This is a genomic window from Desulfurella sp. (assembly GCF_023256235.1).
Lineage (GTDB): Bacteria > Campylobacterota_A > Desulfurellia > Desulfurellales > Desulfurellaceae > Desulfurella.
In genome coordinates, this window is the sequence record NZ_JAGDWY010000083.1 from 1 (window position 1) to 8,900 (window position 8,900).

Annotated in this window: 7 protein-coding genes; 1 reads left to right on the forward strand and 6 read right to left on the reverse strand. The window is 31.7% G+C overall.

All coding sequences use genetic code 11. The features are described from left to right. The 6 genes from Q0C22_RS08990 to Q0C22_RS09015 all read right to left on the reverse strand — a co-directional run. The coding region (locus Q0C22_RS08990) for an ATP-dependent helicase (protein ID WP_291493944.1) at positions 1–679 on the reverse strand (679 nt) is incomplete at its 3' end. Continuing rightward, the gene (locus tag Q0C22_RS08995; RefSeq protein WP_291493946.1) at positions 672–2,426 is read right to left on the reverse strand and encodes a chloride channel protein; all 1,755 of its coding nucleotides are present in this window, start codon (positions 2,424–2,426) and stop codon (positions 672–674) included. The genes Q0C22_RS08990 and Q0C22_RS08995, both read right to left, overlap by 8 nt. Beyond that, the gene (gene glmS / locus Q0C22_RS09000) at positions 2,423–4,216 is read right to left on the reverse strand and encodes a glutamine--fructose-6-phosphate transaminase (isomerizing) (protein WP_291493948.1); all 1,794 of its coding nucleotides are present in this window, start codon (positions 4,214–4,216) and stop codon (positions 2,423–2,425) included. The genes Q0C22_RS08995 and glmS overlap by 4 nt, the downstream gene beginning before the upstream one ends. Then, entirely contained in the window at positions 4,217–5,554 is a 1,338-nt protein-coding gene (gene glmU, locus Q0C22_RS09005) for a bifunctional UDP-N-acetylglucosamine diphosphorylase/glucosamine-1-phosphate N-acetyltransferase GlmU (RefSeq protein ID WP_291493950.1), read from the reverse strand. Between the two features lie 10 nt (positions 5,555–5,564). Further along, complete coding sequence (gene purH, locus Q0C22_RS09010) at positions 5,565–7,082, reverse strand: bifunctional phosphoribosylaminoimidazolecarboxamide formyltransferase/IMP cyclohydrolase (protein WP_291493952.1); 1,518 nt, start codon at positions 7,080–7,082, stop codon at positions 5,565–5,567. Further along, positions 7,066–7,809 carry an SAM-dependent chlorinase/fluorinase gene (locus tag Q0C22_RS09015; protein WP_291493954.1) on the reverse strand — a complete coding sequence of 248 codons (744 nt, stop codon included), beginning with the start codon at positions 7,807–7,809 and terminating at the stop codon, positions 7,066–7,068. The genes purH and Q0C22_RS09015 overlap by 17 nt, the downstream gene beginning before the upstream one ends. Positions 7,810–7,893: 84 nt before the next feature. Between Q0C22_RS09015 and Q0C22_RS09020 the strand changes: the two genes are divergently transcribed. Next, the gene (locus Q0C22_RS09020; RefSeq protein ID WP_291493956.1) at positions 7,894–8,736 is read left to right on the forward strand and encodes a hypothetical protein; all 843 of its coding nucleotides are present in this window, start codon (positions 7,894–7,896) and stop codon (positions 8,734–8,736) included. Positions 8,737–8,900: the final 164 nt, after the last annotated feature.

Sequence of the window (8,900 nt, forward strand, 5' to 3'; positions counted from 1 at the left end):
CTGCAAAAACGTGATTAATTCCATTGTAAAATTGTTTAATAAATTCATATTGTATGTTATTTGTATCTTGATACTCATCAATTAAAATATATTTGAATTGATTTTGAAAAATTTGCCTTAAATTATGGTTATTTTTTAGTTCTTCTATAAACTTTATCAATATATTATCAAAATCAACAGCATTATTACTTTCAAGTTTTTCTTCATAAATTTTATAAATCCTTTCAAATTCTTTTGTTGGAAATTCTAAATTTGAAGAATTTTTTATTTTAGAAATATATGATGCAACTTTAGATGGTTGAAATTTGTTTTTATCTAAATTAAGGTATGTTATAATTTCTTTTATAAGCATTTCCTGATCATGTTTGTCATAAATTGTGTATTTCTTGCCTATCTTACGTAAAAATCTCAACGATAATGCATGAAATGTACCAATGTAGAAATTATCTATACTCGTATCCAAAATATTCGCAACCCTATCTTTCATTTCATCTGCAGCTTTATTTGTAAATGTTAAAGCCAATATTTCCCAGGGTCTTGCCAGATTATTTTTTAAAATATAAGCAATTTTGTACGTTAGAGTTTTTGTTTTACCACTGCCGGCACCAGCAATTATAAGTAAATTTTTATCACAAATTTCAACTGCTTTTTTTTGTTGATCGTTTAGCGAATCAAACATTTAGATTTCCTTGAGCTATTTTGTTCAGTATTGCTTTTCGTCTTATTATCCCAATCACTTCCATGCTATCAAGTGATTTTACAACCGGAACCGTATTAATTTCTTTGAAACCAATTTTGTTTAAGAGTGTATATAAACTTTCTTGAGGTAAAACAACTACAAGATCAGTGTTAGCTACATCAGCTGCAAGTAAAAAATTATTAAGCAGATTTTCGTTTAATATTGTTTTTAATACATGTAGTGTAACTATCCCATATAGCTTATTGTTTTCATCTAAGACAAGTATTTCGTTATACTTTTGATTTGCAAATATATCATAGATTTCTTTGAGTGTCTTATCTTTGCTTACAGTTAAAAATTTTGTTTCCATAAGCTCTTCAACTTTTATGTGTTCTAAAAGGTTGATTTTGTACTCATCAGCATGAACAAGTGAATCAACTCTGGTGTTAACCTGAGCTTCTTCTAAATTTACTTTTCTTGTTAATAAAAATGCAATTGCAACCACCCATAATGCAGGCACAATAAGTTCGTAACCTCCGGTGATCTCAGCAGTCAAAACAATCGAAGAGATAGGTGTTTTCTCGCATGCCGCCAAAAAAGCAGCCATACCAACAACAGCAAAACTTGAAGGGTTAACAACTACGAATATGCCGCTTTGCTTTAGCAAACTACCGATACCCACTCCAAGTAAAGCACCAATTATTAAAAGTGGAGCAAATAAACCCACCGGTGTTTTGCTGCCAACTGAAATTGAAGTGGTAAACATTCTTAAAATGCCAACCATAAGCAAAAAGAAATAATTTTTCGGTTCTGTAAATGCAGCTTCAAGTAAGCCATACCCCATACCAGCGCTTGCTGGTAGAAAAATACCAAACAATCCTACCACAAACCCACCCACGGCTGTTTTTAAGTAAATTGGATAATCTGTCATATTAGCCAATGCTTTAACTTGCCTGAATAACTGAATAAACAATATAGCGCCAATTGCAATAGCTACCGCAAGTACTGTGTATGAAACAAGTTCAAGTGGCTTGTAAAAATACATTGTTGGCACACTAAACATATGCTGCCACCCAAACAAAGATGAAAATACTGAATAGGCAGTAATTGATGAAATTGCGCTAGCCATTAGCGCTTCATACTCAAAATCAGCTTCTTTGTAGAGCACTTCAGTAGCAAAAATAGCTGCTCCCATAGGTGCCCTAAAGATTGCACCAATGCCTGCTGCAAGTCCACTTACCATTAGCATTCTTTTTTCTTTGTTACTTAAGTTAAAAACATTACCAAGAAAAGAGCCAATTGAAGCTCCAATTTCTGCTGCTGGACCTTCTCTTCCACCTGCAAAACCACTCCCAAGCGCAATTGAGCTTGCAAAAAGTTTTACTATTGCTGATTTTGGCCTTATAGTTGATTTATGATGAAAGTATTTTATAATTTTATTTACTCCACTCTCTTTATCATTAAATATGTATAATATAAGGCCACTTAAAAAACCACCAGCAGTAATAATTATTAAAAAAATCAATGGTTTAAAGGGCTCATTTTTTAAAGTAAATAAAGATTTTTCATTTGTAGGAAACTTAAATGGAAACCCTGCTATATGATTAAGTAAATATACGCTAAAGAAATTTATCATAACAAATAAAAATATTGCACCAAGACCACTAAATATGCCTAGTAAAACATAAATTAACCATTTTCTGGCAATATTATTTTGCAAAAAACTTAAACTTGCGGTATCTTTCATTCAACAGTTACACTTTTGGCTAGGTTTCTGGGCTGATCCACATCATTGCCTAAAATATTTGCTATGTGGTAGGCAAATAATTGCAGCGGCACAATATTAACAAAAGCAGAAAAAAAATAAGATGTATTTGGAACCTGTACAAAATCATCAGCAATGTTAGAATATTTATCAGATAATAGTATAATCTTGCCATTTCTAGCTTTTACTTCATTTGCATTTGATATTGTTTTTGAATAAAGCGGCTCAAAGTTTGGTGCTATAACAAAGGTAGGTGTATTTTCATCAATTAATGCAATAGGACCATGTTTTAACTCTCCTGCTGGGTAGCCTTCTGCGTGAATATATGATATTTCTTTTAGTTTTAATGCCCCCTCAAGTGCTAATGGGTAAGATACGCCTCTACCTAAGTATATAAAATTTTTAACATTTGAGTATTTTTTTGCAATTTTTTCAACTTCAGTGTTTAAACGAGCAAACTCGGTTTTTAAAATAGATGGCAAACTCATCAGTTCGTTCAGGTAAGGCTTTACTTCAATAGCTTTTAACTGAGCAATTTTTAAAGCTAATAAATAAAGCATAGCAAGCTGGCAAACAAAAGCTTTTGTTGATGCAACACTAATTTCTGGCCCAGCAAGAGTATACAATACATAATCGCTTAATCTTGCTATTGTGCTTTCCTGAACATTGACAATTGATATTGTTTTTATACCAAAGGTTTTTGCAAGGTTTAGAGATTCTTTTGTATCTGCAGTTTCTCCAGATTGTGAAATTGCTATTAATATATTATTTTGTGCAAATATTGGTTTTGAATAGCGAAATTCCGATGCAATTTCAACATTTACTGGTATGGACAATAGTTCTTCAAAAAAATACTTTGACGTCAAACCTGCATAATAACTGGTCCCACAAGCTACAATTGTTATTTTTTGAGTTTTTTTTAGTAATTCTTCGTCAATATCAATATTAATTTTATCGTTGACAATATGTGCGTAAATTGTGTTTGCTAAAGCCTCATCTTCCTCGCCTATTTCTTTTAGCATAAAGTGTTTAAAACCGCCTTTTTGAGCTGTTTGCAAATTCCAATCAACACTTTTTATAGTTCTTTGAACTTTTACTCCATTATTGTAAATTTCAAATAGACCATTTTTTTCCAAAACTGCTACATCATTTTCTTCTAATACAATAAATTGTTTTGTATGTTCTAAAAAAGCGCTTAAATCGCTTGCTAAAAATAACTCATTATCTTTTACACCTATAAGAAGCGGTGATTCTTTTTTTGCGGCATATATTTTTTCTTCACCTAAATGTATAAGCGCAATTGCAAAACTACCTTTTAATACAGAAATTGCTTTTTTTATAGCTTCAAGCGTACTTATATCTTTACTAAAATAATCAATAAGAAGCAATATTGACTCTGTATCTGTGGCTGAAGTTTTTTGATAACCATTTTTTATCAAAAATTCGTCAATTTCTTTAAAATTTTCTATGATACCGTTATGTACAATCGCAAAATTTTTAGTAGAATGTGGATGAGCGTTTTCTTTGCTTGGTCTACCGTGTGTTGCCCATCTGGTATGTCCAATACCTATTGTGCCATTGAGTTCACTACCGATAGATAAACACTGACTGACTAAATCTGCAACCTTGCCTTTAACTTTTATTACCTCTATCTGCTCATTAACAACTGCAATACCAGCAGAATCGTAACCTCTATACTCTAAAGCTGATAAACCATTTAGCAATATGCCACTGGCTTTTTTGTTTCCAATGTAGCCTACAATACCACACATTTATTTCTCCTCATTGCGTTTTCTATATCCTATAACCCAGTTTTCTTTTATTTGTTGAGGCACCCTTGATAAAACCAAACTAAATGCAGGAGTGTCTTTTGTAACAGTTGTGCCCGCTGCTATCAAGCAATCATTGCCAATCTTAACAGGTGCAACAAGTTGTGTATCTGAACCTATAAATACATTGTCACCAATTATTGTCTGGTGTTTTTTGTATCCATCATAATTGCATGTAATTGTACCAGCACCTACATTTACATTTTTGCCTACAATTGCATCTCCTATATAGCTTAAATGGCTTGCTTTGGTATTTTCATCCAGAATAGACTTTTTTACTTCAACAAAATTACCTATATGTACATTCTTTTTTATTACATTGTCTGGTCTTAAGTGAGAAAACGGACCTATAGAGCAATTTTCTTGTATAACCGATCCTGTTAGGACGCTGTAAGGTTTTACAACAACATTGTCTGATATATCACAAGAATCTATAATGCAGCCAGTGTCAATTATACAGTTTTTACCGATTTTTGTGTTTTTTCTTATGTGCACATTAGGATATATAAGCGTATCTTGTCCTATCTGGACATTGATATCAATATAAGTTGTATCTGGATCAATAAATACAACACCATTTTGCATATGAGCTTCAATGATGCGCTTTTGCATAATTTTTCTTACATTTGAGTACTCTTTTTGTGTATTGATGCCCAAAATTTCATCTTTTTCGACCTCAAATAAATCACAATTTTTTGCAAACTTAACTATGTCTGGCAGGTAATACTCGCCTTGAGCGTTGTTATTGTCTATTTTTGGTAAATTCGTTACAGCGAAGTCTTTTTTTAGAAAAAAAATGCCACTGCTTACTAAACTTATCTTTAAAATATCATCATTTGCATCTTTTTGCTCAACAATTCTTATTCCACTCTCATGCTTTACAATGCGTCCATAGCCTGTTGGATCATCAACTTCTGATACAAGCAATAAACAATCTAAACCTCTGGTTGAAAAAAATTCCTTAGCAGTCTTGAGTGTATCAGCTTTAATCAAAGCCGAATCAGCATTTATTACCAAAAAATCATCACTTATATATGGCAGAGCGACTTCACAAGCTTTTGCTGTGCCATTTTGAATTTTTTGAACAACAACACTGCCAAAAGCAGATAATTCCTGGATATTTTCTTTGTTTGCAACAATTATAATTTTTTCAAATTCACTGTTTTTCAGTGTATCTACAATGTGGGAAATGATGTTTTTGCCACATAAATCGTAAAAAATTTTACTTTTGACAGTTTTCATACGACTGCTTTTTCCTGCAGCCAAAACTAAAGCATCCATAAAAACCTCATTAATGTCTAAAATGTCTTTTTTTTGTAAATATCATAGGTAGATTATACTCATTACATGCTTTAATTACCTCATCATCTCTAATCGAGCCACCTGGTTGAACAAATGCTGTGGCACCAAAAGATTTTGCTAAATCAACATTATCTCTGAATGGGAAAAAACCATCCGATGCCAAAACACTTCCTTGCAGACTTATTCCTAAATCTTTGGCTTTCTGTGCAGCACACTTTACAGCATCAACCCTTGAGGTTTGGCCCGCACCAATTGCTAAAGCCTGCGAATTTAAAGCAAAACATATTGCATTTGATTTAGCAAACTTTGCTACAAACCAAGCGAACTTCAAATCTTCAATTTGGTTTTGTGTGGGTTTTGATTGAGTAACAATTTCATAGCTAAAATCATCTAAATAATCGCTATCTTGAACAACAAAACCTCCAACTACACTTTTTATATCTTTATTTTCTTTATATGAATTTATATCAACCTTATCTACTTTAGCTAAAATTAAATTTTTCTTTTTTGACAGAATACTTAATGCTTCCTTTTCAAAATCAAAAGCGACAATAACCTCATAAAAACGCTCTGCTATTTTTTTTGCTAAACTTCCATCCACAATACCATTTATTCCAACTATACCGCCAAAAGCACTTACAGGATCGCTAAATAGCGCTTTCTCATACGCATCCTGTAGATTATCAGCACAAGCCACACCGCATGGTGTATTGTGTTTAATTATGGTACACATAAAAGGCTTACTCAAATAAGTAGATTCTATCATCATCCTATAAGCAACATCAATATCTAATATATTATTAAAAGATATTTCTTTTCCCTGAAGTTGAACCATGTTTGGCAAACCTTTTTTTAGCGGCACTCTATAGAAATTTGCCGTCTGGTGAGGGTTTTCTCCATATCTTAGAGATTTTTTTAATTTCATACCAATATTCAGTGTGTCACCTTTATAACCAAATTTTTCAACAATCACAGAATCGTAATAAGAAGTTAAAGCAAAAGCTTTTAAAGCACATTTTTTTCTAAAATCTATATCTATGTTATCAAAGTTTTCCATTACTCTTGTATAATCTTTCGGATCGACCACAACCAATACCCTTTTATAATTTTTTGAAGCTGCTCTGATAAGTGTAGGGCCACCTATGTCAATATTTTCTATTAACTCGTTTGTATTATTTGAGCGCATGGCTACCTGTTCAAAAGGATAAAGATTTACAACAACAATATCTATGGGTTCTATATTGTGAATTGATAATTCTTCTTTATGTTTTGGATTGCTTAAATCTGCAAGTATGCCTGCATGAATTTTATATTGGAGCGTTTTAACACGGCCATCTAAAATTTCTTCAAAGCCCGTATAGTTTTCAACGCTTGTTGCATTAATATCATTTTGTTTCAATAAATTGTAGGTAGAGCCTGTTGAAATTATTGATACGCCTTTTTCTTGTAAAAATTTTGCAAACTCCACAATACCTGATTTATCATATACACTAATAATTGCTCTCATTTTTACTCCTTATTATGATTTCGTCTGATACTTTAGCATTTATAAGTTCTGCAGCACTATTTTTATAGGCAGCAATCTCTAAAAAACCAAAAGAACCCTCTATTGCAAATAAGCCTTCTTTAAATTGTGCATAATATTTAGCTTTTTTGTCTATAATCTTATTATTCACAACTAATTCAAAATTATCTATTTTTGATTTAATATTTGTAATTATATTACCAAATTTATCTATCCATAATATTTCACCTTTTTGTTCTTTATTGTCAAAAATCACCTCCAAACAATCAAATTTCTCATAAGAATCTGTTTTTATAAGTTTGATATCATTATTTAACAATTTGCATACTACTTTTGAAAAAATATCCCTTGCATGAAAAGTAGATGATTTACTTTTAAATTCTTCATCAATATAAAAAACTTCAAAATCACCATCAAATGTCAAAATACCATTATCCCTACCAACAAATATATAACCATTCCTTTTAACAACAATAGGTTTTTCTAAAGAACCAACCTGCGGATCAACAACAACTAAAAAAACACTTCCTTTTGGAAAATACTCAAAAGAATATTTAAGTATAAACTGCGCGCTTTTTAAGCTAAAAGACTCTATCCCGTGAGTTAAATCAATAATATCAGCATTGCAATTTGACTTTATTGCACCTTTTACAATACCTGCATAGGGATCAAAATAGCCAAAGTCCGATAAAAACACTACTGTTTGCATCTTTTATATTTTATACTTAATTAAAAGTTTTTCAAGTTTATATACTAATTTGAAAACTTTGTTAGTATTTGATATAATAAATTTGTGAAAATTAGGATAGCCGAAAATGCTGGTTTTTGTTATGGTGTAAAAAGAGCTATAAAAATAGCAGACGAAGCTCTTAAAAAAAACAAAATAATTTATAGTTTAGGTCCTATAATACATAATCCGCAGGTAGTAAGTCGTTATGAAAAAAAAGGATTAAAGGTTGTTGAAACAATAGATGAAGCAAAAAATGCTGTGCTTATTCGCTCGCATGGTATACCACCCCAAGTATATGAGCAAATAAGCGAAAAAAACTTAGAGTGTATTGACGCAACCTGCCCTTTTGTAAAAGAAGCACAAGATTACGCTAAACAGTTGTACGAAGAAGACTATTTTGTAGTTATAGTTGGAGACCAAAACCACCCGGAAGTCAAAGCTCATATTGCTTATGCCAATTACAAAGCTCAAGTAATAAATTCGATACAAGAAGCAAAAAATATTGAAGCTCAAAAAATAAAACAAGAGCAAGAAATAAGTGACATGGAAGCTTATTATAAAGAAAAAAAGAAACAGCAAGACGAGGCGAAAAAAATTCAACAATTGGCGCGATGGAAACAAGAATTGGCACAAGATCAGGGTGACGATTTAACATCTGGGAGTAATAGTAATAGCACACGTGAAATTACACCAAATAATGTCGATGATCTCAGAGACGATACTGATCCGGTAGATATAAATATTGACATAGATTCCGATCAACCGATAAAAGATAAAAAAACAAAGACAAACAAAAATAACGAGGAACAGCAAGAAACTACTACATCGGTTGGTAACTTAACTAATATTGCATCACAGAAACAGTTGCTTAAATATTTACTCAATGCACAAAAGGCACAACGATAATGTTAATCAATGAAATTGTAGACACTAAAACATTAGACGCTGAAATTAGTCAATTAAGAGCATCACCCGATGCAGACCAACGATCATTGTCAAATATATTAGTACAAAAAAAGAATTTAATATATCAGGAAGATGCAATTCGTAAAAGAATACAACAAAAAAGG

Bases quoted from the DNA above. Each gene is read 5' to 3' on its own strand.
- Q0C22_RS08995 (WP_291493946.1), bottom strand. From the start codon at position 2,426: ATGAAAGATACCGCAAGTTTAAGTTTTTTGCAAAATAATATTGCCAGA.
- glmS (WP_291493948.1), bottom strand. From the start codon at position 4,216: ATGTGTGGTATTGTAGGCTACATTGGAAACAAAAAAGCCAGTGGCATA.
- glmU (WP_291493950.1), bottom strand. From the start codon at position 5,554: ATGGATGCTTTAGTTTTGGCTGCAGGAAAAAGCAGTCGTATGAAAACT.
- purH (WP_291493952.1), bottom strand. From the start codon at position 7,082: ATGAGAGCAATTATTAGTGTATATGATAAATCAGGTATTGTGGAGTTT.
- Q0C22_RS09015 (WP_291493954.1), bottom strand. From the start codon at position 7,809: ATGCAAACAGTAGTGTTTTTATCGGACTTTGGCTATTTTGATCCCTAT.